Source organism: Bacillus sp. SRB3LM, from assembly GCF_015712745.1.
Lineage (GTDB): Bacteria > Bacillota > Bacilli > Bacillales > Bacillaceae_G > Bacillus_A > Bacillus_A thuringiensis_K.
In genome coordinates this window covers 531,451-555,076 of the sequence record NZ_VWVQ01000008.1, presented here as the reverse complement: position 1 = coordinate 555,076, position 23,626 = coordinate 531,451, and the positions used below count along the sequence as shown (strand labels likewise).

The following is a 23,626-nucleotide window of genomic DNA, read 5'->3' as shown; positions in this document are numbered from 1 at the left end:
CTTGTCGAAATCCATCAGATTATGAACTCAGTGTAGCTGTCCAATGAACAACGCGAATCATAATAGAGACCACCTCCGCTTCAACAGTTTTTTATCAAAAGATGGGATTTTTAATTTTGCTTTATTAGCGGGTATTTTCAAATGGAAAGGTGCTTATTGTTGATACCGTACCATCATTAAATAGGCATCTTTACCTTCCGTGTTCATACGTATCTGCCAGTCTCCCACTTTCATACTTTTTAGTTGAAACATATGAATGAAAACCCCTTTAAAAAGATATTATGACCCTTTGTTACTAATGTATCTTGTTTATTATAAACCTTCCCTGATGAGGAAATAAGTTGTATCTCTACCTGTTTACTCGTTATTAAAATTAATACGGTTCCTGTTTTTAACGTATCTACAGAAAACATTGTGCCATTTTCTTAATGGGGAATCAGTTCTACACCTAAAATCGTTTGGTTTTCTGTCGTTCCTAACTCTGTATAGGGCTCACTCATAGAAGGAAAGGAAGATGTTGACTGCACTTCCTTTCCGAATGGAATCATGGTCTAATGTAACATCAGAAAAAAGGTGGATAGCGTACGGCATAAGTAAAAAGCAAAAGCTTGATAGCCATTATTAATGTTTTTGAGGTTTTACCTAATATTGAAATCATTCAAGCCAATGGACACGATTCACAGTTTACACATAGTGATTATAATCCTATGAGTACTGTGTTTACGGGGATTCAAATCCATTGGAATTACATTAAAGGCTCAAACGAATCAATTGGAAAAAATGAGGTTTGTAGCAGTTGTTGATTCAGGTGTTCAGAGCACACATCCTAATTTAAAGATAAGATAAACCTCGGTTATGATTATGTACGAAATAATATGGTTGATGTTTAAATAATGTAATTCCTTTTACGTCGAAAAAGAGAAGTCTGGAATGTAAATTTCCCCTTTTTTGGCTCACATATACACATACTTTTACTTTTTGAACAATTTTGTCAGACTACGGAAAACATTGTAGTTTTTTATATAAAGAAAATAACAGGAATAAACAGAGTATTTCACGTATATCTTAAAATGGTGATAACAACCCAAAAAATTCCATTTACACAAAAAAATATGTTTATAATACCAATAAAACATATAAAGTTCTGAGTTTCTTCACCGTCTCGAAAAGAGAGTATGCTATATCAAATCCATTTTTATAGGGGGGTATTTTATGAATTCATTACAAGAACAATCCATTATTCCTTATAATGTACTGGTAAGCCCGCCAAGGGGCACTGCAGGGAGTCAATTTGGTGATTTTGAGGACCTTATTACTTCCCTAAAAGAAGCATGGGTGGAATTTCAAAAAACAGGTAGTGACAAATTATTAACAACGGTTCTACAGAACGGATTCTCAGCAGCGAGTGGGGGAAGCTTCAATTATCTAGCAGTTTTACAAGCTGGTATAGGAATATTAGGAACAGTTTTAGGCGCTGAAATTCCTGGCGTTGCTGTTGCAGCACCAATTCTCAGCATGGTGATTGGTTGGTTGTGGCCACACAGTAGTAAAGATGATACTCAACAATTGATTAATTTGATTGATGCAGAAATTCAAAAACAGTTGAATCAAGCCTTATCTAATCAGGATAAAAATAATTGGCAGGGGTATTTGAATGCTATTTTTACATTAGCGAGCGAGGCAGCGGACACCGTAGTCGATGCGCAGTTTACTGGCGTACAAGGAGATCAAAACAGACAACCAAGACAACCAAGCCCTTCAGATTATGTAAATGTTTATAATGAACTTGTTGCGGCTAATTCCGCTTTTATTATCGCCCTAAGTCAAATGGTCACTGGAAATTTTGACACGCTTGCGATACCTTTCTTTGTTATAGGAGCAACTGTACAATTATCAACGTATCAATCTTTTATCCAGTTTGCAAATAAATGGATTAATGTAGTGTACCCAGATCAAACACAAGGTGATGGGCTTACACAAAAACAAAATCTAGTTAGAATAAAAGGAATCATGCGGACAGCTATTCATGACAACACACAAAAAGTGTTTGATGCTTTTAAATCGGGGATGCCTTCATTAGGATCTGATAAAGCTTCGATCAATGCCTACAATGTATATATTCGAGGAATGTTGTTAAACGGCTTAGATATGGTTGCAACATGGCCTTCCATGTATCCTGATGATTATACTTCTCAAACAGAATTAGAACAAACACGTGTTATTTTTTCAGATCTAGTAGGGCAAGATCAATCTCGTAATGGAAATGTAACGATTCGAAATATTCTCGACAATACAACTAGCTATCAACATGGGACAATAGATTTTAACTCTATTTTTTATTTCCCTGATGAATTACAGAAGGTGCAAACCAGAGTCTATAGTTATAATCACGGTTCCTATTGTGGTGATTGTTACTGCTGGCCATATGGAGTTATTCTAAACTATCCAAGTAACACGTATAGATATGGTGATAATGATCCAGGTACCTCAGGTGATCATTGGCAAAACGCTCCTATAACAAACATTAATGCTGCAACTCAACATACGACATATGTTGATGGGGAGAACATGTGGGGAGATGTTAGTAGTTTTTCAGGTTGTAATCTACCTGGATACTGTTCTGGAGACTGCTCACCAGGAGGCAGTTGTCCGAGTAATAATGGCTATTTTCAAAGTTGTAATAGTCAGCTACCAAATCAAAAAATAAATGCGCTATACCCTTTTACACAAACAAATGTGTCGGGAGCATCTGGGAAATTAGGAGTAATGGCGAGTTTCGTTCCCTATGGTCTAAGTCCAAACAATGTTTTTGGTACAATCGATCCTGATACACTAAATATCGTTGGAAAAGGGTTTCCGGCAGAAAAGGGATTTCTTACGAATGGGAACCGTCCTGTAGTGGTAAGAGAATGGGTGAATGGTGCGAATGCTGTAAACCTTACTCCGGGAAATACTTTGTTGATAACAGCAACAAACTTAACAGCGGGAAAATATAAAGTTCGTGTACGTTATGCAAACGCTGGTACAACTACTGCATCTTTAACGCAAAGTGTAGTAGCAAATGGTGGCCAGATTCAAGGTGGTGGATGGGGATTTAAAAGTACTACAAATGCCAATATACAAGCAAACTTCCCAAATCAAGTATATGTATCGGGACAACAAGGAAATTATGTAGTCCAAGACATCTCATGGCCTGCAGGTGGCGGATCTGGTGATCCTCTTACTTTACCTTCAGGAAATGTGGTAGTAGCACTTACCTTACAGCCACAGGAAACAAACACACAAGTATTTATCGATCGCATTGAGTTGATTCCTATGCCTTATAATGCTGAAAACCTTAATTATACGATTACATCCCCAGTCCCTGGCGGCGCGAGTAATAATATGGACATTTACCCGACGATATGGACGGCACAATCAGGAGAACGTGGCGTTACTGCTACTATAACTATAGCTGGACTTAATGATGGTTGGCTGCGTGCGGCCCTTCTAGCTAAAACTGGTCAGGGATCTGACTCAGACCCAAATAATTGGGATTATATGTGTCCAGTCGGTTATCAAACAACTACGTCTCTAAGTAATGGCACATACAATTTTGACTTTCAACGTCCTTCTCAAGACTCTCAAGGGGTCTGTGCTGATAAGTCTTTTACAGCAATAAAATTGTCATCTTCCGGGTATGATACTAACCAAACTCTCAACACTGGAACATTTACTGGTACAGTTAATACAGAGAAAATTTAATGTTTTCTAAATTATAAGAAGAACCTCTTCTAATAAACAATTTAAAGGAGTGGTGATATGGCAGCAAATATGAATCAAGTAGCATCGGCCTTAACCACATCTAACGATATGGTTCTTTTGCAAAAATAGTGGGTTTATGAAAAATGAACAAAAGATTCCTAACGGAATTGAAATTTATGCTGTTAAACCAAAGATTTCATCGATAAGATACATTTGCTTTTGAACAGACTTCTCCCCTTGGAGCGTTTGTCCTTTTTTGATCAATATGCATAGCTTCCATTCCAGCGATCATTTTTGTAGCCGTTCGCAAGGATTTCAATCCAAGCATATTCCGAATCCGTTTTTTGATAAATCGATAATCTTGCTCAATGATATTGTTTAAATATTTTTTTACACGAAGTGGTATAACATGCGGTATACATTTCTCTTCCTTTAGTTCACGTATTGCAACAAGATAGGCCTTATCTCCATCAGTAATTATTGAACGAGGCTTTGTGGCATGACAAGAAGCCAGGGCTTTCTTTAGAAAACACTTGGCAGCCTTCGCATCTCGTTTCCGACTTAAATAAAAATCGATCGTATTTCCTTCGGAATCGATTGCGCGATATAAGTACATCTTGTCTCCTTTGATGTATGTTTCATCCACTCGCCAAGAATTATTGATTAATTTCAAATGTGCTCGAATCCACTCATTTAATTCTGGTCCATATTGATGAATTCAACGGATAATAATTGTATGGGATAAGGAGAATCCTCGTTCTTCCATCATTCCACTAAATCATGAAGGCTTAAGTTTTACCGTAGGTACCAACGTACTGTTAGCAAAATAATATCTGATTGGTAATGTTTCCATTTGAATATATTTTCTTGTTCCATACTGGTCACACACCTTTTTAAGTAGTAGTATAATCTAGTTTGAAAGAATACTTTCAAACCATTTCGATTTTTTGCACCAGAACCTAGAAAATATCTCCAAAGATGTATCGTGTATTCATTACTTGGGGCCATTTTTTAACTTCGCAGCAAAGTCAATTTATTCGCTAGCTTCCATCACTTCAAAAGGTGTTTGCTTATCATCTAATGGTAGCGTGAATCTGCCATTACCAGGATTAGATACATACTGAAAACTCCCCGATTTCATCCAAGCTTTTTTCTCATTACCTCCTTTATATTCCAAAAAATTATAAAACATCTTACCTGTATTTGGATCTAATCCAGTCATAAAACTTCCTAGACCTATAGAATTATCTTCTGATGATCCATAAATTATATGGTCTATCGTATTGTCATAATTTAAATAAATGGAATCAAACAATGCATCACGTGCCCAATATTGTACGCCAGGTTCATTCGCTTTAGTTGATTTTATTCTAATCTCATCATTAGATTCGATGAACCCATCTGCTCCATCTTTATTCTCAAAAATAATAGGAGTTCCATTATCCGTCGAAGACTCAGCAAAAAGAACAAAATCATCTAAGCCCCAATGTTCAAATGTGACGCCACCTTTATCAGGTAAATTCTTATCTTTTAAATAGTATGGTGTATTATATTTCAATCTTTCTCCATTTTTTGTTACAGGGGCAGAATTATCTGCAGCTAATGCTGTTACTGGCAATGAGGCTGCAGCAATTGTTAAAGCTAGTACACTGGTTATCTTTTTTTTCATTTTTCACACGTTCCTTCCTTTTTTGCTGCCATAGGTGCATATCCTAGTATGTATGGAGCACCTACTGAATTTTGATGGTTTTCAAATCCACAATTACGATTTTGGGTTCTGATGCTAATATAGGTTCCATTTGAAATCTGTTATTTTTTCACACTGAATCTCCATCCGTTGTACATAGGATGGAGATTCAGTGTGAACATAGTTGTATTGTATTTTTTGCACCAGAACCCTTGAAATGAATCACTAATATAAAGGTGGTTCTATGCCTGTAAGAAAAATCATCGTCTTTTTCCTCTCCTTAAAATAGCATACACTAAAACATTCGCAGTGAACTTCCCATATCCTTCCAGGGATTTTGTACGTTTAGGTACATTCCCATCATAATTCCCTATAAGAATAATAGTAAATTTAATATTATACGTATCTTATATATGGATGAAAGGTGAAATAGGGTTTCAAAACATTAGTCTAACGTTGTAAGTAAATTGAAAAACTTCTTAAAGAATACCATTTCCTCATCTGTAAACTGATACATAGATTGAATAGTAGCCAAATCATGTTTGAGACCAACGACTTTTGAATTAGAGGCATATTCCAGCTCATCTAAGGCACCACTATTAGATAGTTTAATCATAAAATCTAGCATAGGTTTACTGGGAGCACCTATATTTGTATCCAAACTATATTGATATTTTGGTAAATTTAGTTTTGGACCATCTAAGGTATCCGCAAAAGCTTGCTGGGAAACAAGTGTACCATTCAACAATACCATACCGCCTACCAGTAAATTGGGTATACTTTTTTTCATAAATCAATCTCCTCACTTGATTTAATTAATAGAACATTTACTACTATATCATCTTTTTATTGATGAAAAGATAACTCAAAAACTTTGTGAGGTCCTTAACAAGAGTAGTGCTATTTCTTATTAGTTTAAAGTTTGCAATAACTCTAATACTGTAGCAAGTTCAGGAAAATGTAGGACAAAATCACCTGATTTCATTATGTTACCTCTATTACTATTTGTTTTTTAATAACTCATTCCATTTAATATGTAAAAACAATGGCTTTTACACTCATTTCCCTCCTTTATTCAAATGTTTCCTATAATATGTAGTAGGAATCACATTATTTAATACAGAATTTATTTTACCTTATATAAGGATTTTCAGCTTTATAATGTTTGTCTTTTACCAAAAGACAATATATTTCGTGTGAATATTAGGCAAGCAGTTGATATTTATCGTTTTTTAACAGAATACTCCTCCCTCACGCGTGTGAAGGGCACTAGCCTAATGGTAGGTGGGAGATGAATGTCAGTAGGCGTAAGCCTACATTTTTAGTATAACTATAGGCCATTTACAGCAATTTAGATGTATGTCGCGTGATGATATTATGGATTTTCATTTTGGGTGTTTTTGCCCACCCCCCCGAAAAGGGGGAATAAGGACAGTCATACTTCATTTTTCCAAGGAGTCTTCTCGTGTTAAGCTGGTTAGAATATCGTCTTTATTGATACTCGCAAGAATTTCCTCTATATTTACTACCGTTGAGGATTTACTAAATTCATAACTACCATAAAAATTGATATGTTGCCATGCAATTGGTGAAATATGCTGTAATATTTTCATCACAATCCCTGTATCTTTGGATTTTATTAATAAATTAGATAATATACTCGCATTGTAATAAACAATACAGTTGCTGAGCAGTCTACTACATTCATTCCAAATGTGCGGATCTTGTTCAGTCTTGAAGCGGAGTTTCCCAAAGTTTGCACGTGATACGGATCGACGTAATTTATGATAACTTTCTCCACGATTTAGTGATTTTTGAACATTTTGACGTAATGATAATGAATCAATATATTCTAAAAAATATAGACTTTTAATGATGTTATCATACTCCCATAATGCTCGCTTGGTTTGATTTTTTCGTGCATAAGAACTTAATTTTCGTACAATAACGTTTTGAGTCGTCGTCTTTAAAGCAAGAGATACCATAATTCGTTTTATATTGTCCCATTCTTTTACAATGAGATCTGTATTAATTTTACGCACAGGTTTAATCAGTAATTCTTCATAATGACTTGGATGTTGAAAACCATATAAATTTCGAGATATAGTTGCTTGAATATCTTTATATCTAGGTGCAAATTGGTAACCAAACAAATCTAAAACAGCAAAATTAACTTCATTCGTTCCATGTGTATCCATAGAATGGATAGTAGGCTTTATGTTGGTTGTATTATTGTATAAAATATCAAATACATAATGGCTTTCATGCTCATTTGCACCAATAATTCTTGCTTGAATTGGAATGTGGTTAGCCACCATTGTATAAGAAGTGATTCCTTTATTCATTCCAAAATATTTAGAGGAATGACGGGATTGTAGTGTATGAATCTGTGTTTCGTATTTTTGACCATCACTACTTGAATGGATGAAATCATCAATGTTAAAATACGGGAAAATAGGAAGTTGACTTGTGGCATTACTGATACAATCATTTGCATCTTTTAATGTTTCTAATCGAATAAAATTAGCTGATGTAGTAGCTAATTTTGAAAAATTCATAGCAGAGACTTCTCCCATTCTATATAACACCATATTTGTTTCCCAAGCTATTAAAACATGGAATGAGAGTATAATCATTTGCTTTTTGATTGGCATAGCGTCCCAGAATATGGTCAAAGTTATCTAGAAAATTGCATTGCTGATTTACAAAATACAGGATACTTCTTATATCACCTTGTGGTAATACATCGAAAAAAGAATGATTAATAAGAGCTGAAGCTCGAGTATAGGGAAGTGTCCAAGAATGATGATTTTTATGTTTTTTCACTTGAACATGTTTGTTTTTTCCAGAAGTAATCCTTTTATTAATAGAGATGATACGAGCTTCCAATTTGTTTTCAAGTTCTTTTAAATGTTTTTCGATGGGCTGTTGTAGCTTAGTTAAATTGAAATCTTGAATCATACTCTCTTTATGTACCCACGTATCTTCATCGACTAAATCATCTTCAAAACTTCTATACTGTATGCTATCTCTACAAAAAATATCTCCTGATTGTAAGCGATGCCAAAAAGAATGATAAATTAAAAATTCAAATCGATCTATTAGTAAACGTTTTGAATGCGCATCATCTTTCGTGTAAAGGTAACGTTTGGCCCCTTTTTGTATAAAGGTTTTTGGAATATCTTCGATATCATATTTAAGTAAAGTTTTTCATTTCATCAAAACTTCTTTTAAAAAATGTATTGCATCCATAAGAGGATCTTCAATATCTGTTGTAACAAAATCAATCGTCATAAAAATAGGACGAATTTGTCTTTTGAATTGTAAAGCTAATATATCAATACGTTCCCAACGGAACGCTTTTTCATCTATCTTCGAAGTATTCAGGATTCGATTTGCTAGCTCAGTTAATTTAGGACGGTCTAGGATAGAAAATACACGTCTTTGTATGTCTTTAAATACTGTATAGTCGGAAATGTTTTCATCTATTATAACTTGTAAAACATTTCCGACTTTCTTGAAATCCTCTTGGTTTTCTGTGTAATAGTTATATACTTCGTCTTTTGCAAAGGATACGATATCATCATTGTATTTTCTCATTTTATAAATTAAACTATTAATCAAATTATCATTCATTCTTTGGTATCGATAAAAAATAAAGCAAAATAAATAAAGATTTATAAGGGATTCATTAAATCTTTTTAATTTATATACGGAATAATATTCTACTAAAGAAGCGTAATATTTAATACTTTTATTAGAAATTTTTAGTTGTGGCAAAATTGAATTGGTCAGTTGAAAAAGAGGATACATTTCTTTCCCATATTCAATTTCCCGTTTAATTTCATTCATACTAAAGTCTTTAGGTTCCTGTTTGATTCGAGTAATCTTATATAAACCAGCAGGATTATATAATAATTCTTTTAAATGCTGTTTATCCGTCTCGGATAGCTGTTTTTGTATAATCCTTATAAGGCGTTTTTGTTCATATGTAATAGCATTTCCTATAACCTCTTGTATAAAGCTATAACCAGGAATAATAATTCGTTTAGTAGTTAAATAATTTATAAGCTCGCGAAAAATAAAAATCGGTTTCTCACTTATAGCTGCAGCTCTACGAGCTTGTTCTTTTAAATCTAGTCGAGATTGTGAATCACAAAGACAATAGTTAAATCGCTTGAGAATAAGTTGTTGTTGATTTAGCCTAGTTTTCTTATCAATAAGATCCCAAATCTGAGAACTCAGCATTATTGAAATGGACTTTAAGAATATATTGAACATCCTCTTTCACTTCACATAGGTTAAATTGAAAAAATAAGTGCTTTGACTTAAAGTATCCAAGTTGAAGAATAAAATAAATTTTAGATTTTATTGAGCGTAAAGTATATAACAATTCAGTTTCCATTTGAGAAAGAGCAAAATATTGTACGCGCTCTTTAGTTGTAAAAAGAGGTCTACTATAAAGTTGATTTATTTCATCTGTAGTTAAAATAGTTAATCTTTTTTGAATATTCATGTTTAATCGTTTTCTACATCTTCTTATGGGTTAGAGTTATAATAGATTACACCGTGTCAAAAAGTATACTGTTTGACACGGTGCGTTTAAAGGGGGGTTAATATTTCATAATTATAACTTATAACCATCAAATTTTTTTTATTATAGATTGTACGCAGAATGTGAAATAGGGGAAGGAATACATAATGAGGAAATTTTTCTATATTAGGGTAAGTAGTAAAGATCAATCCATTGAGAGACAACTCGCAACCGCAGCAGAAATAAGTATTCCTGAAGAATACATCTTTATTGAAAGAGCAAGTGGAAAAGATTTTAAACGTCCTGAATATCAACTTATGAAACGTATGTTGAGAAACGGCGATGTTTTATATATTCAATCACTAGATCGTTTGGGAAGAAATAAACAAATGATTTTAGACGAATGACAAGAATTAATTAAAGAAAAAAAGATTGATATCGTTGTGTTAGATATGCCACTTCTTAATACCATGAATATAAAGATTTAAATGGAATTGAAACTCTTATTTCAGATTTAATTTTACAGTTATTAAGTTATATGGCTGAAGATGAAAGAAAAAGAATCCGCGAACGACAAAAAGAGGGAATTACAATTGCACTTCAAAAAGGAGTTAAATTTGGCCGCAAAAAAGTTGAAATAGATGATAATTTTAAAGAAACTTATCAAGAATAGAAAGATCATAAAATTACTGCTGTAGAAGCCATGCAAAGAGTAGGAATGAAGAGCAATACATTTTATAGAATAGTCAAAGAATACGAATATAGCTTAGAAAAAAGCAAGCTCTCTTAAAAGAAAGACTTGCTTTTTTCTTATTCCCCCTTTTCGAGGGGATGGGCAAAAACACCCAAATACGGATCAATTAAAAGAGGGCTGAACATATTCATCCCAACTAATACGTGAACAATACCCACAAGTGCTGGGACTAAGAATACAAAGAATAACTCTTTATAAATCGATTGTGTTAATAACTCTCGGCGAACACCGATTTTACGAAGCATTTGATAACGTGTACAATCTTTGGATGCACCAGACAAAACTTTAAACATCAGACAGCTTGCCATCATTGCTAAGAACGCAATTCCAACGAAGAATCCCATAAACATGAGTCCGCTAGAAAAGCTTTGATTCCCCTTATAGTTTTGATACTTACTACTCAGTTCTTCTGCTTTCACATTTTTATATTTAACTATCTGTAATTCATCAAGTTTTTTCCATTCTTTTACGTATGCACCAAAATTATTTGTTTTCCCAATAAACACGGTATTTTCTGTACCTTTGATATTATCATATATGTTTTGATTGACAATTTTCACTTCATGATTCGGATACATATACTCTGGTTGAATTGTTTGGAAAACATCGCTCCATTGTCTTGACAACGCAAACGCATTCATGGGGATTTCCTCTGAAACTTTCATTGTCTTCTCATTTTTTCTATCTTTGACTAAAGGACGATGATTCTCTAGCTCTTCTTTTGTATAATACACATACGTATCATCCACCTTGTAGTGATATTCAAGCTTCTCTTTGAATGGAATGCGGTCTAACAATTTCTTTTCTTCCACTGTTGGATTATGAACTATCGAATCATAAATCGTTCCTTTATCAGTCTGTTTTATGACATCGTTTTTAAATGCCATACCACACGCAATTCCACCAGCTCCAAGAGCTACTAAGATTGCTACCGTTGCCAGTAGGTTTGTTAGACTGTTCATACGGAAGTTTAATTGCGCAAAAGTAAAAGCATTCAGCCTTTTTTCCCTACGTTTTTTATTACTCTGTACCTTTTTCATCATAACGGGGAGAAGGGATCCAAATAGCGTGTACGTACCAATTGTAGCTGTGATTAATCCAATAGCCATGAATGTAGGAACGCTTAGTATATCTTTTCCTTGTAGCTGTGATATATAGATCAGTGATGTATAACCAATGCCTAGTAAAAGCAAACCAAGGAATGCAACTACAGCTGTCATTTTCCCTTTTACCGCGACACGCTCTGTTTGTGCATCTGCATGTACAAGTTGCAAAACAGAAATACGTGACAATTTCATACTATTCAGGATGGCTGATAGTACAAATAAGACAAAAAAGAAGAGGCAAGTAACAGTCATAGATGGAATATAAAATGCTTTATAACCTTCTCTAGAAAAATCCAACTGTTTCATTAATAACTGACCGATACCTTCTGCAAGTCCTACACCAACTGCAATTCCGATTGCAAGAGATGCGGTACCTACTATGATTGTTTCGATAAACATAAGTAAGGTAACTTTATGTTTTTTGCTCCTAACATCATGTACATGCCGAACTCTTTTTGGCGAAGAAATAATAAGAAAGAGTTTGCATATAAAATGTAGAAAAACGTTACAATCGCTAATAAAACGGAACCGATTTGGAATGCTATTGCAACTATCTCAGCATGTGGATTTGATTCAAGGAACGTTTTATTTAGTGATAACGTTTGAAACATATAGCAAGTTGAAATAGATACGATAAGACCAGCAAGTAAGACAATATAATCTTGTAATTTACTTTTTAGCCCGGACATGGAAAGTTTAAATAACATGCTTGCACCTTCTTTCTTATGCTTTTTGTGTGCCTAAGTCTGCAAGCACGTCTAAAATTTCTTTATAGAATTTGTCACGTGTACCACCGCGATGAATTTCTTTATATAGCTCTCCATCTTGAATGAATAAAATACGTTGACAGTAACTTGCACTATATGGATCATGCGTAACCATCATAATCGATACACCTTGTTCTGTATGTAAGCTTGTCATGGCATCCAGTAAACTCGTTGCGTTTTTAGAATCAAGAGCTCCTGTAGGCTCGTCCCCCAAAATAATGGCCGGTTCATGCACTAACGCACGTGCGGCTGCTGAACGTTGTTTCTGTCCACCAGATACTTCAGATGGATATTTTTGTAGAATTGCTGAAATTCCTAACATATCGGCTACCTTTTCTACCTTCGGTCCAATCCTATGTGATGAAACACCTTGAAGTGAAAGTGGAAGTGCGATGTTTTCATAAATAGATAAGTTTTCTAATAAATTAAAGTCTTGGAAGATGAATCCTAACTTTTGTGAACGGAAATCTGAAAGCTCACCTTGCTTCATTTTTGTAATATCTGTACCCGCAATTTCAACAACGCCGCCTGTTGCTTTATCAAGCGTTGAAATTACATTTAATAATGTCGTTTTACCAGAACCAGATGGTCCCATAATTCCAATAAACTCACCCTCTTGAATTGAGAATGATACACCTTTTAATGCGTGCGATTGATTCTCCCCTTTTTTACCGTACACTTTTTGAACGTTTTTCACGTCTACAACTGGTTTCGTCATATATATTCTCCTACAATTGTTATTCTCTTGCTTATTTTGCTCTTTTGGAAGATGAATCGCTATTGATTAATATAACAGTAACCTTACATTTTTGTAAGGGGATGTTTCTTCCACTTGAAAACAGCTACTTTAGTATGGGAAGAATACAAAAAATACCAACTGATGATTGGATTGTTACAATGAAGGGGGCATGGTTTAAATGACATCAAATATAGACTTTTACAAACGATATTACTTATTTAGTTTTAATATAAGGATTTTGTAATGTGAGGAGTATACAATATTCATTTGCTTATTCCCCCATTTCGAGGAGATGGGCAAAAACACCCAATACGCTTTTTGATAAACCGGTGGTCTTGTTCAATGATATTGTTTAAATATTTTTTCACACGAAGTGGTATACAGTGTGGTATACACTTTTCTTCTTTTAGTTCACGGATTGCAACAGGATAGGCTTTATCTCCATCGGCAGTTATCGAGCGAGGTTTTGTGGCATGACAAGAAGCCAAGGCTTTTTTTAGAAAACACTTGGCAGCCTTCGCATCTCGTTTACGACTTAAATAAAAATCAATTGTATTTCCTTCGGAATCGACCGCACGATATAAATACATTTTCTCCCCTTTAATCTTGATGTATGTTTCATCTACTCTCCAAGAATCGTTCGTGGCTTTCAAATGTTTTCGAATCCGTTCATTTAATTCTGGTCCATATTGATGAACCCAACGCATAATGGTTGTATGAGCCAAAGATAATCCTCGTTCCTCCATCATTTCTACCAAATCACGAAAACTTAAGTTGTACCGTAGGTACCAACGTACTGTTAATAAAATAATATCTGGTTGATAATGTTTCCACTTAAATAAGTTTTCTGGTCCCATACTGATCACACACCTTTTTTAAGTATTAGTACCAGTATGGCCAAGTTTGATAAGCCCTTTTCAAGCATTTTGGAATTTTTGCACCAGAACCAAATAACATCGTAGAGTAAGACCCTCAGTGTATTAAAAACATACAGGTTTTATGTTCGGAAATTTAGAAATTTTTATTTAGATTGAACCTTTTTTTCTATTAATTCATCAAGATATTTGTTTATATTCTCTTTTTGCTGTTCTTTTATATAAATAGAATAAGGTATAGTTACTGATGGTTTAGATTTGTCATCAGGTATAAATTCAAGCTTTGCATTTTCTTGAAATCCGGCTTGTCCATTGAAAGTCATTGTTTCTCCTGGTTCTTTAATAATTACACTTTTGGTAGCATCATCTAATTCCATATAGGAAGGAATTGGTTGGTTCGAATATTTAAAAGCATTATATAAAAAGTGATTTTCTTCTCCAGGCGAGGCTGTTAAAAAACCTGTTTCATAGTTATCTGCATTTTTCACCTGAACTTTTACATCTGTAGGTTCTATAACTCGAACAGGACCTGTGTATGTTCCAGAAAATGTTGCTTGTTTTACAGATTGTATAAATTTTGTTGTTCCATGAGGTACACATTTAACTGGTTGTGATTTAAATGTATACGTTGTTGTATTTGAAGACGTATTTGAAGATGTATGATTATAAGTAAACTCTGCACTTAAGGTCGTTGTTTCTTCCCCTTCTGCTACTAATGGAACTCCAGCTGTAGCCTTTATAGATTCAGTGATTCCTAGTTTAACTCCCTCTTGATTTGTATAGGTCATTGAATCCGTAGTACTATATTGTTTTTCAACCGTATTATATGTTTGCTCAGCATCTCCACCATTATGATAATTTAACAATTCTAGATTTGCTAAATTTGTAGTATCACCGTCCTGAGCGCCAGTAATATTAATATTACCATTAATACCATAAAATTCTAATTGTTTATTTTCCATTCCTAAAAGTGGATGCTCATGATTATAGAAATCGTTTACGAGATTTTTGTCAAATTGATTCTTAATTTGATCGATAGGTGTAGTAAAATGATAGACACCTGGTTCAAAATTATCTGATGTTATATATCCAAATACATGAGGATGATTTTTTATCGCAGATTGTAAAGCTGTCACAGTATCCCTTGAGAGTTGTGTATACACATCAGCGGATGCCATCTTTATCGGCATCTTATAAATTGATTTTTCAGATACATTGTTTTTGGGGATATCTGATCCTTCAGCATATGTTGGATTTCCTACACTCACTAAAAAACCTGTACTTAACATACAAATTGGTGCAACTTTAACGATTTTTTTCCAGTACTTCATTTTATTATTTTCATGCATTTTTCTCACTCCTTATTTAATGTGTAAATCACTGCTTGCTTATATTTTATATCCTATTTGTTATATAAAACAGTGTAAAAATGTCTTTGATTTTGAAAAAAATCTACATTGTATCTTGTTGTGTATTTTCAAAATTAATTGATAACCCTTGTACAATAACAGTTTTTACGTGAAAAAATCCGGTTCTGTTAACTAAACAAGTTTACTATATTTATTTAGTTCTTTAATAAATGGAACTAAAAAATAAGGATGTGTGTTTTTACAAATAACACACAAAATTAATCTATTTTAACCTTATTATTAAACGGGTAGAAAAATGAGAGAAAATATGGTTCTGATGCAAAAAATCAGGTTAATTGCAAGTAATCTTCTAATTTTGGACATACTGATACGATTACTCTACAAAAGGGATGGGATCAGTATGAAAAGACAATTTGTTTAAATGGAAGCATTACCCACCAGATTTAATTTTATTAACTGTACGCTGGTACCTATGGTACCAGCTAAGTTTTCGAGATTTGGTGGAAATGATGGAGGAAAGAGGCTTATCTTTAGCTCATACAACGATTATGGGTTCTGTTGCAAAGTTTTTGGAGCTGAGCTAGACTGTAGAAAAAATAAGATGAGGAGCATAACATAAGGGATATTTTAAAGGAAAACAATTCGAGAGAGACATTATCTTGGTAGCCGTCGGCTATTATTGTCGTTTTTCTTTAAGCTATCGTGATGTTTCTGAAATCTTGAAAGAACGTAGCATATCCGTTCACCCTACAACCATCATGCGTTGGGTTCATGAATATGGCAATTTGATTTATCAAATCTGGAAAAAGAAAAACAAAACGACACACCCTGTTTGGCATTTAGATGAGACTTACATCAAAGTTAAAGGAGAGTGGCACTATCTTTATCGTGCAATTGATGGAGATGGACATACTTTGGATATTCAACTTCGTACAACTCGTGATCATCAAGCGGCTTATATGTTTATGAAGCGACTCGTCAAAGCTTTTGGAGAACCATCGGTTCTTACGACAGACAAGGCCTCAGCTTTGGTTTGTGCATTCAAAAAATGGAAGAAAGACGATTATTATACACCTACCAAACACTGTACCATCAAATATCGTAATAATCTTATTGAACAAGATCATCGACATGTAAAACGACGCTTTGCCAAATCTTCTGGATTCCAAAGTATCCGTCATGCTTCTCGTACTATAAAAGGGATTGAAACGATTCAGGCTATATATAAACAGAGACGAAGTCTTAAATTAGACTCCGTGTTTTCGGCGTACAATGAACTCCAAAAATTAGTAGCGGTTGCTTAAACCCAAACGCCACTTTATAATCCGTTCTCTATTTTTTTAAACTTTGCAACAGAACCCCATTTCATCATATTTGGAGCTAATAGGAGCATTAATTTGTTGTGAAAAATCAGTTGCGAACGATTCCCGACAAATCATATGTAAACCAGGAGAATTTGGTGCAACGATAAGAAAATGAGCTAAAGAACTCTGTTCACTTTTTAACAAATTCCCCGAAAGAATTCTCCTTCCTCAAGCGTGTGAAGGGCGTAGCCCAAACGGTAGGTGGGAGATGAATTTCGGTTTGGCATAGCCAAAAACTTTTGATAAACTAGCTATATGAAGCTCTTTGATCACTTGATATATGAGGTTGCAGGAAGAAAATAGAGTGCGATAACCAAGCCATTCGGTTCCTGCGTAAAATATCAACCGTACCAAAAGAGCGTCCAAGCGTTGGACATCTAGGGATGGAACATCCCGAAGTAACGCTCAGGGAGACGAAAGGTTACTTTCGTCGTGGAACTGAGAAGCTCCAACTTCAAGCTTTGCTAAGTGGCGAGTAGTTCACTCTTGTTACAGGATAAATAAGTAAATCATTTGAGTATGGCGATGCGGTTCCAATCATTTTAGCACCACTTAAAAATATTCCATCCGCCGTTTTTTTGTCATTCTTAATAATCCTATTTCATCTATATCGACTGCATGTTGAATGGACCGATTTATTTGTGGGTCGCGTTGAATCACACTGATGAAACGGTGTTGATCTCTGACTTCTTCATAGTAACTCGCTATTTTATCAGGAAATTGAGGATCAAGTCCTCTATATGATTCACGAGCTGCATACCATCCTGTTAACCGGGATCGAGCATAATCGGACAAACGACTCATAACCCCATCTGTCATCTTGCTCCATGTCTCAAAGGCTGTTCGCCTTTTTAATATATCTTCGTAAGATTTTGGTACTAAAAATGCTGTATGAACCCATGTATTGGTTTGGGGACTTAGATAGCCAACTAATTGCTGATGTGTAGGATTTGTAAACAAGTCATATAGCTGAGTAATAGTAGCTAACGTACCTTGAAAACTTGCATTCTTTGTGACATCAATTTGTTTGCCTTTTAGCCAAACACTTCGCCCATCTTGCAGACTTTGTATGAAACGATCTTTAAATTGATCCATAATAACTCCTTTCGAAATAAACAAGTTAAAGGAAAAGAAGCAACTTCTATTACACTTTATTAAGAAGTATGGATTTTTACGTTTTTCAATGGTGGCGAATATACATGGAAGGTAATAGCTGGTAAGTTCGAGCTATTCTGCATCATATGAATGGTATTGTTATTAACAGTAAAGAGATGTCCTTGCGTAAATTGTTGCGTTTGATGATAGGTTGGTGTAGTCTCGGAGGATTCAAAAGTATATAGGATATTTTGTAAGCTACCTTGTACAATATAAATACAGCCTGTTGATGTACCGTGATTATGAATAGGCGTTTTCGCCAAGCTAGGAAAATAAAGTACCATGACTTCTAGGTTTTTTGTATGATAAATGATATTTCGTCCGTATTCCAAGTGTTTTGGAGCTTTGATATAAGGAATTACATTTTCAGGTGACAAATCTAATGTTTGGACAATCTGTATAAGCTCTTGTTGACTATATATTTGTAAAGAATTAAAGCTATGCTGTATAATTTCAAGAAATTTCATTATACGTACTCCTTTTTTATAAAAAATTACGTTCCTTCGATATGGAATAGTGAACAACCTCTTACAATATATATCTATTCAACTTTCTGAAATACTTTCATCGAAACATTGAGAAATAAGAAAAAATAAGGAAACAATATTTTCATTCAATTTAAAAGACAATTATTTGAATTTATGCATTCTTAACATTCTCTAATTCTCTATTGAAATCCGAATGTGGAAATTTAGCTGTAACAAAAACGTCCATTTTTGTGATAGTTGGGATTGTAAGTATTTTGTATAAAAAATAAGAATGAATCCCAAACATGTTCGGATTCATCCTTTAATAATACATAATTAAATTTATACGACACACCGGTTGGGATTGAATTGGGATATTTTGTATTATTCCCCTTTTTCGTGGGATGGGCAAAGAAAACCCAATTGCAATCGCATTCTTAACATTTATTGGGGGAATTGCTCCGTTAGTAGCGCAATTATTAAAAGCAGTGATGTAGTTCACCGGTTTATAAAGGTAGTAAAGGACTCGTAGGTTTTCAACACGTCCGAGATGAATCGTCCCATTCGATCTAATTGGTAACTTTTTCTATGATGGTGGTACATTCTGTATCATGAATACTTCATCAATTGTAAGTAAGATATAGGGAATTTGTTCATTTGAGGTTATTTCATTGTATTCATCAATATGACCCAATTCATACTCTTCCATCAATTTTCTTCTATACAGTACTTCTTTCCATAGCTTTTTCAACATTGCTGTTATTTCCATTTCTTCCATACAAACATCTTTTACATGTTTCACTCTTCGTAAAAAGAGGAAATCTGAATTCTTTAAATCCCCTAATATGATAACTCTAAAACCTAGCAGTACATCATGCAATCTTTTTAGGATATAAAATGATTTTTAGATAAATACTCTATAATGAAAAATCTTTAAAGGAATAGTTATATGTAAATCTAACAAGGGGAACAAGTGAGGGATTGTAAATGACAATAGAAGATTTACTAACATACAGCAAAGAGTCGGATGATTTTATTCAATTTTGTCATCCTCATGCAGGAGGCGAATTTTGGATTTCTTATTTTACATCGCTCGTTGATTCTAAATTTATATATGAACAAATTCTTCCATATATGAAACGTGGTACTTATCTCTCTTTAAAAGAATTACAAGCTGTGATTCCCATGGAGCTTATCGTACTTACAAATGATATAGAACAAATTCAATCCAACCTCATGCTAGGTCATATCATGATTCAATATCATCCAACGGATGAAACTTGTTTACTCATTTCAGCAAGTATGAATCAAGCTCGAGATGTAGCGATACCCGAAGAAGAATTTAGTGTAGTTGGTCCTAAAGAATCGTTTGTCGAATCCATACAAGCAAATTTAAATTTAATTCGTAAGCGCTTACCTTGTGTGCAACTACAAATCAAAGAATATGTAGTTGGTACCCTATCTAAAACAAAAATTGCCATTCTCTATATGAAGGATATTGCCAATGAAGAAGATGTACACACAGTCATGCAAAGGGTTCAAGAGATTGAGTATCATCAAATTTTAGACAGCTCCTATATCTCAGAAATGATTTCAGATAATAATTACTCGGTCTTTCCACAACTTATTGATACGGAAAGACCGGATCGAGTGGCTGACGTTTTAGGAGAAGGGAAAATTGTAATTTTGGTGGATGGATCACCCCATGCATTAATTGGACCTACTACGTTAATAGAATTTTTTTCGGCATCTGAGGATTATTTCATTCATTGGCAAATCGCTTCTTTTTTTAGAGTCATTCGCCTTGTGGGTGTCATGTTTTCTATTTTAGCTACGCCGCTTTATGTGGCAGTGCTCAATTATCATTATGTATTGATTCCGAAAGATTTGATAAGTACGATAGTTATTTCGAGAAGCCCGATACCGCTCCCACCCATTTTGGAAGCTGTCATTTTAGAATTAACAATTGAGTTACTTAGGGAGGCTGGAGCCAGGTTACCCACAAAGGTTGGACAAACAATAGGCATTGTAGGTGGTATTGTTATTGGAACAGCTTCTGTTGAGGCGGGGTTAACGAGTAATGTGTTATTAATTATTGTAGCCCTATCTGCTCTAGCCTCTTTTACCACACCTATTTATAAAATGGGAAATGCGATTCGGCTTATTCGCTTCCCCTTTTTGTTATTTGCCGAATTGTGGGGTGTAATAGGCGTTGCAATATCTGCTATGTTTATCCTGGTCCATTTATTAAAGTTAACTTCTCTGGGAAGACCGTATTTAGAACCTATCTATCCTTTTCGCCTTTCAGACTTTAAAGATTCTTTTATTCGTCTACCATTGTCTAAACAATCCAAACGCCCTATGGATACGCAGTCAAAGGATAAAATCCGATTTTCTAAAAAATCTATCCGACAAAACAAAGACATGGATGAATAATTATAAAGGGGAATCACATTGAAAACAGGTATAAAAACACAATTTCTTGTCTCTTCTTTCTTTACTTTCTTTTTGATAAATACAATGCAAACAGGGGTTGGAGCTTTCAGCTTTCAGCGCGAGATAGCTCAGCGTGCGGGGCATGATGCCTGGATAATCGTTATTTTAACAGGGTTAGTTGGACATATTTTAATTTGGATGATGTATACCCTATTAAATAAGGAAAAACAAAGTATCATCCCTATTCATCGTAAAGTATGGGGAATGTGGCTAGGCGGCATTTGCAGTTTTATCATATGCCTTTATATCTTCTCCTATAGCTTCGTATATCTTCAATCTACACTGGAAATTATTCGCGTTTGGATTTTTCCTAGTCTCAATAAATGGACTTTTGCTGCTGTCTATCTTATTCTTGTGTATTTTATTGTAGTTGGTGGTTTTCGAACTGTAGTAGGTGTTAGTGTATGTAGTATTTTACTTCCCCTATTTTTGTGGCTTACTTTTCTCAGTCCTTTAGAATTTGCAAATTATCGAAATCTGTTGCCTATTGGGGACCATTCTATCAAAGAGTTATTCATATCTATGAAGGCGATGTCTTTTAGTTTTTTTGGTCTCGAACTTTTATTCTTATACTATCCTTTCTTGCAAGACCCAGAAAAATCTCAAAAATGGGCTCATTTCGGTCATTTATATACGATATGTATTTATTTAGGCCTTACTTTGGTAACCACGGTTTATTTTAGTCCAGAACACTTGAGTCGTACCGTTTGGCCTACTTTAAGTATGTGGAAAATCGTTCGCCTTCCCTTTATAGAAAGATTTGAATTTATTGGAATTACAACGTGGATCATCATTCTTTTACCGAATATATGTCTTAGTTGCTGGGCTGCGAGTCGGGGATTAAAAGAATTATTTGGTGGTTTACGGCAAAAATCCATGATTCCTTGGCTTTTAAGTATCCTCTTTTTGGTGATATGTTTTATATCTGATCGGGATGCGATAGAGTCTTTAAGCCGAATTATTTCAAATATTGGTTTTTACATTGTTGTTGTTTATATACCCATATTGTTTGTTGTCTACCATATTCGAAATCGAATGGGGAAATGAGGATGAAAATAAAGTTTATTATCTTTCTATGCATTATGATGTTGTTAGTATTTATTTTCGGTCGTGTTCCCAAAGAAGTACTGGATGATATTCGGCTTGCAAAAGGAGTTGGTTATGATGCATCCAGTTCCAGAAATCAAATGCAAGTCTCAGGGGTGTATGCTGTCTACCAACCTGATAAAACAATTATCAATAAGGTTTTGACCACAACATCCTCATTGAGTAAAGAAAGCCTGGAAAAGCAGAATGAACAATCTGATGAACCGATTGCAAATGGGAAATTGGAAGTGGCTTTATTTGGACATGAGCTTTCTAAAAAAGAAATTTCTACAATCATTGATACATTTCATCGGGATGCCAATGTTAGTTCACGTTTATTACTAGCAATTGTAGATGGCAAAGCAAAAAATGTGCTAGAAAAGAAATATGGAAATAAGGATACAGGTAGCTTTCTAGCCAATTTATTAGAACATAACATGGCATATGGACTATTACCCAAGAATAACCTTCACATATTTTTAACTTCCTATTTTTCAAAAATGAAAGATCCTGTTTTACCTCTACTAAAATTAGAAGGAAAACATATACGCATTGAAGGGATTGCTCTATTCAAGAAAGATCGATATGTAAAAAAAATTCATCGAGACAATCTATTCATTTTCAAAGTGTTACGAGAAAGAGCAAAATTAGGGCATGTAAAAGTAAAAATAAGCAAGAATGTAGACGTTTCTGTACAAAGTGTGGTTACTCACCGAAAATTTCTTATACGAACTTCTACACCGGATCCACAAATCACCATTCGCTTAAAAGTAAAGGGAGTTGTACGTGAATTTCAAGGGAAAAGAATCTCACAAGATATTATACAGATAACAGAAAAAGCAATGAAACACTCGCTAGAAAAACAAGGAGATGCAATCATTAAGGAATGTCAAAAACTTCATATTGATCCTGTTGGGATTGGAGATGAAGCACGGAGTCGTATCAGACATTTTAATATAAAAAGATGGGAGAGGCAGTATCCCAAATTAAAAATAAAAGTAATAGTAGAGCCAAACATAACAGAATTTGGTGTTGTAAATGGTGACACGAGTAGGCCTGGTATCGGGCATGAATAGAAACATAGTTCTGCTGCAAAGTTTTTTCATGGAGCGAAACGGTAGGAACAATGTAATATTGATTAAATTTGTATAAAGCAACGAATCCATTTTTACAGGAATCTCGAATTTCTTTAGCATTAAAGTATATTTACTTCCAACGAGCAAAAAAACTTCGTGAATTGGAGTGATTTTCAGAAAAAAACTTCTTGAAATCTCATTTACTTTAGTTCATTATATTTTATGTAAGTAACTTATAAATACATAGGGAGAAAGAATAGCATCATATAAGAGATAATTACACGGCTATTCTGAAAGAAACGGTAGGTTTAGTTCTTAACTGTTATTGTAGAGAGTTTTATCACTAGTGAAGATACTGGTAAGAGTAAGAAGAATACCGAAAAAGCTGCTGATACTCATATGAAAA

Annotated in this window: 11 protein-coding genes and 8 pseudogenes; 7 read left to right on the top strand and 12 right to left on the bottom strand. The window is 34.3% G+C overall.

Annotated elements, in window-relative coordinates; translation table 11 throughout:
* Positions 1 to 425: 425 nt before the first annotated feature.
* A complete protein-coding gene (locus tag F3I02_RS34385; RefSeq protein ID WP_269061754.1) occupies positions 426 to 548 on the bottom strand; it encodes a hypothetical protein in 123 nt (40 codons plus the stop codon).
* A 664-nt stretch (positions 549 to 1,212) separates the two neighbouring features.
* On the opposite strand from F3I02_RS34385, the gene F3I02_RS09785 reads away from it, so the two are divergent.
* Positions 1,213 to 3,744, top strand: coding sequence for an insecticidal delta-endotoxin Cry8Ea1 family protein (locus tag F3I02_RS09785; protein ID WP_196477899.1), 2,532 nt, complete (start codon positions 1,213 to 1,215; stop codon positions 3,742 to 3,744).
* Between the two features lie 174 nt (positions 3,745 to 3,918).
* Here F3I02_RS09785 and F3I02_RS09780 read toward each other — a convergent pair.
* From F3I02_RS09780 to F3I02_RS09765, 4 genes and pseudogenes are all read right to left on the bottom strand, one after another.
* Positions 3,919 to 4,620 (bottom strand): annotated as a pseudogene (locus F3I02_RS09780) (IS6 family transposase).
* Positions 4,621 to 4,777: 157 nt separating this feature from the next.
* The gene (locus F3I02_RS09775; RefSeq protein ID WP_196477898.1) at positions 4,778 to 5,413 is read right to left on the bottom strand and encodes a hypothetical protein; all 636 of its coding nucleotides are present in this window, start codon (positions 5,411 to 5,413) and stop codon (positions 4,778 to 4,780) included.
* A 463-nt stretch (positions 5,414 to 5,876) separates the two neighbouring features.
* The gene (locus F3I02_RS09770; RefSeq protein ID WP_196477897.1) at positions 5,877 to 6,221 is read right to left on the bottom strand and encodes a hypothetical protein; all 345 of its coding nucleotides are present in this window, start codon (positions 6,219 to 6,221) and stop codon (positions 5,877 to 5,879) included.
* Between the two features lie 652 nt (positions 6,222 to 6,873).
* Positions 6,874 to 9,947 (bottom strand): annotated as a pseudogene (locus tag F3I02_RS09765) (Tn3 family transposase).
* A 185-nt stretch (positions 9,948 to 10,132) separates the two neighbouring features.
* On the opposite strand from F3I02_RS09765, the pseudogene F3I02_RS09760 reads away from it, so the two are divergent.
* Positions 10,133 to 10,755 (top strand): annotated as a pseudogene (locus F3I02_RS09760) (recombinase family protein).
* A gap of 47 nt (positions 10,756 to 10,802) precedes the next feature.
* Here F3I02_RS09760 and F3I02_RS09755 read toward each other — a convergent pair.
* From F3I02_RS09755 to F3I02_RS09740, 4 genes and pseudogenes are all read right to left on the bottom strand, one after another.
* Positions 10,803 to 12,532 (bottom strand): annotated as a pseudogene (locus tag F3I02_RS09755) (FtsX-like permease family protein); the annotation flags it as partial.
* Positions 12,533 to 12,548: 16 nt separating this feature from the next.
* Complete coding sequence (locus F3I02_RS09750; protein WP_196477896.1) at positions 12,549 to 13,310, bottom strand: ABC transporter ATP-binding protein; 762 nt, start codon at positions 13,308 to 13,310, stop codon at positions 12,549 to 12,551.
* Between the two features lie 329 nt (positions 13,311 to 13,639).
* Positions 13,640 to 14,188: pseudogene (locus F3I02_RS09745) on the bottom strand (IS6 family transposase); the annotation flags it as partial.
* Between the two features lie 164 nt (positions 14,189 to 14,352).
* Positions 14,353 to 15,555 (bottom strand): ETX/MTX2 family pore-forming toxin, encoded by a 1,203-nt coding sequence (locus F3I02_RS09740; RefSeq protein ID WP_196477895.1) that lies wholly within the window; start codon positions 15,553 to 15,555, stop codon positions 14,353 to 14,355.
* Positions 15,556 to 15,989: 434 nt separating this feature from the next.
* On the opposite strand from F3I02_RS09740, the pseudogene F3I02_RS09735 reads away from it, so the two are divergent.
* Both F3I02_RS09735 and F3I02_RS09730 read left to right on the top strand, forming a co-directional pair.
* Positions 15,990 to 16,145: pseudogene (locus tag F3I02_RS09735) on the top strand (IS6 family transposase); the annotation flags it as partial.
* An 84-nt stretch (positions 16,146 to 16,229) separates the two neighbouring features.
* Positions 16,230 to 16,880, top strand: coding sequence for an IS6 family transposase (locus F3I02_RS09730; protein ID WP_196477932.1), 651 nt, complete (start codon positions 16,230 to 16,232; stop codon positions 16,878 to 16,880).
* A gap of 541 nt (positions 16,881 to 17,421) precedes the next feature.
* Here the strand turns inward: F3I02_RS09730 and F3I02_RS09725 are convergent.
* The 3 genes and pseudogenes from F3I02_RS09725 to F3I02_RS09715 all read right to left on the bottom strand — a co-directional run.
* Positions 17,422 to 18,035, bottom strand: a pseudogene (locus F3I02_RS09725) (4-hydroxyphenylacetate 3-hydroxylase N-terminal domain-containing protein); the annotation flags it as partial.
* Positions 18,036 to 18,094: 59 nt separating this feature from the next.
* On the bottom strand, positions 18,095 to 18,562 hold the full coding sequence (locus F3I02_RS09720; protein ID WP_196477894.1) for a cysteine dioxygenase: 468 nt from the start codon (positions 18,560 to 18,562) through the stop codon (positions 18,095 to 18,097).
* A gap of 601 nt (positions 18,563 to 19,163) precedes the next feature.
* Positions 19,164 to 19,412, bottom strand: a pseudogene (locus F3I02_RS09715) (FtsK/SpoIIIE domain-containing protein); the annotation flags it as partial.
* Positions 19,413 to 19,549: 137 nt separating this feature from the next.
* On the opposite strand from F3I02_RS09715, the gene F3I02_RS09710 reads away from it, so the two are divergent.
* The 3 genes from F3I02_RS09710 to F3I02_RS09700 are packed head-to-tail and all read left to right on the top strand — an operon-like array spanning position 19,550 to position 23,220.
* Complete coding sequence (locus F3I02_RS09710) at positions 19,550 to 20,998, top strand: spore germination protein (RefSeq protein WP_196477893.1); 1,449 nt, start codon at positions 19,550 to 19,552, stop codon at positions 20,996 to 20,998.
* Positions 20,999 to 21,016: 18 nt separating this feature from the next.
* Positions 21,017 to 22,105 carry a GerAB/ArcD/ProY family transporter gene (locus F3I02_RS09705; protein WP_196477892.1) on the top strand — a complete coding sequence of 363 codons (1,089 nt, stop codon included), beginning with the start codon at positions 21,017 to 21,019 and terminating at the stop codon, positions 22,103 to 22,105.
* Positions 22,106 to 22,107: 2 nt separating this feature from the next.
* Positions 22,108 to 23,220, top strand: coding sequence for a Ger(x)C family spore germination protein (locus F3I02_RS09700; protein WP_196477891.1), 1,113 nt, complete (start codon positions 22,108 to 22,110; stop codon positions 23,218 to 23,220).
* Positions 23,221 to 23,626: the final 406 nt, after the last annotated feature.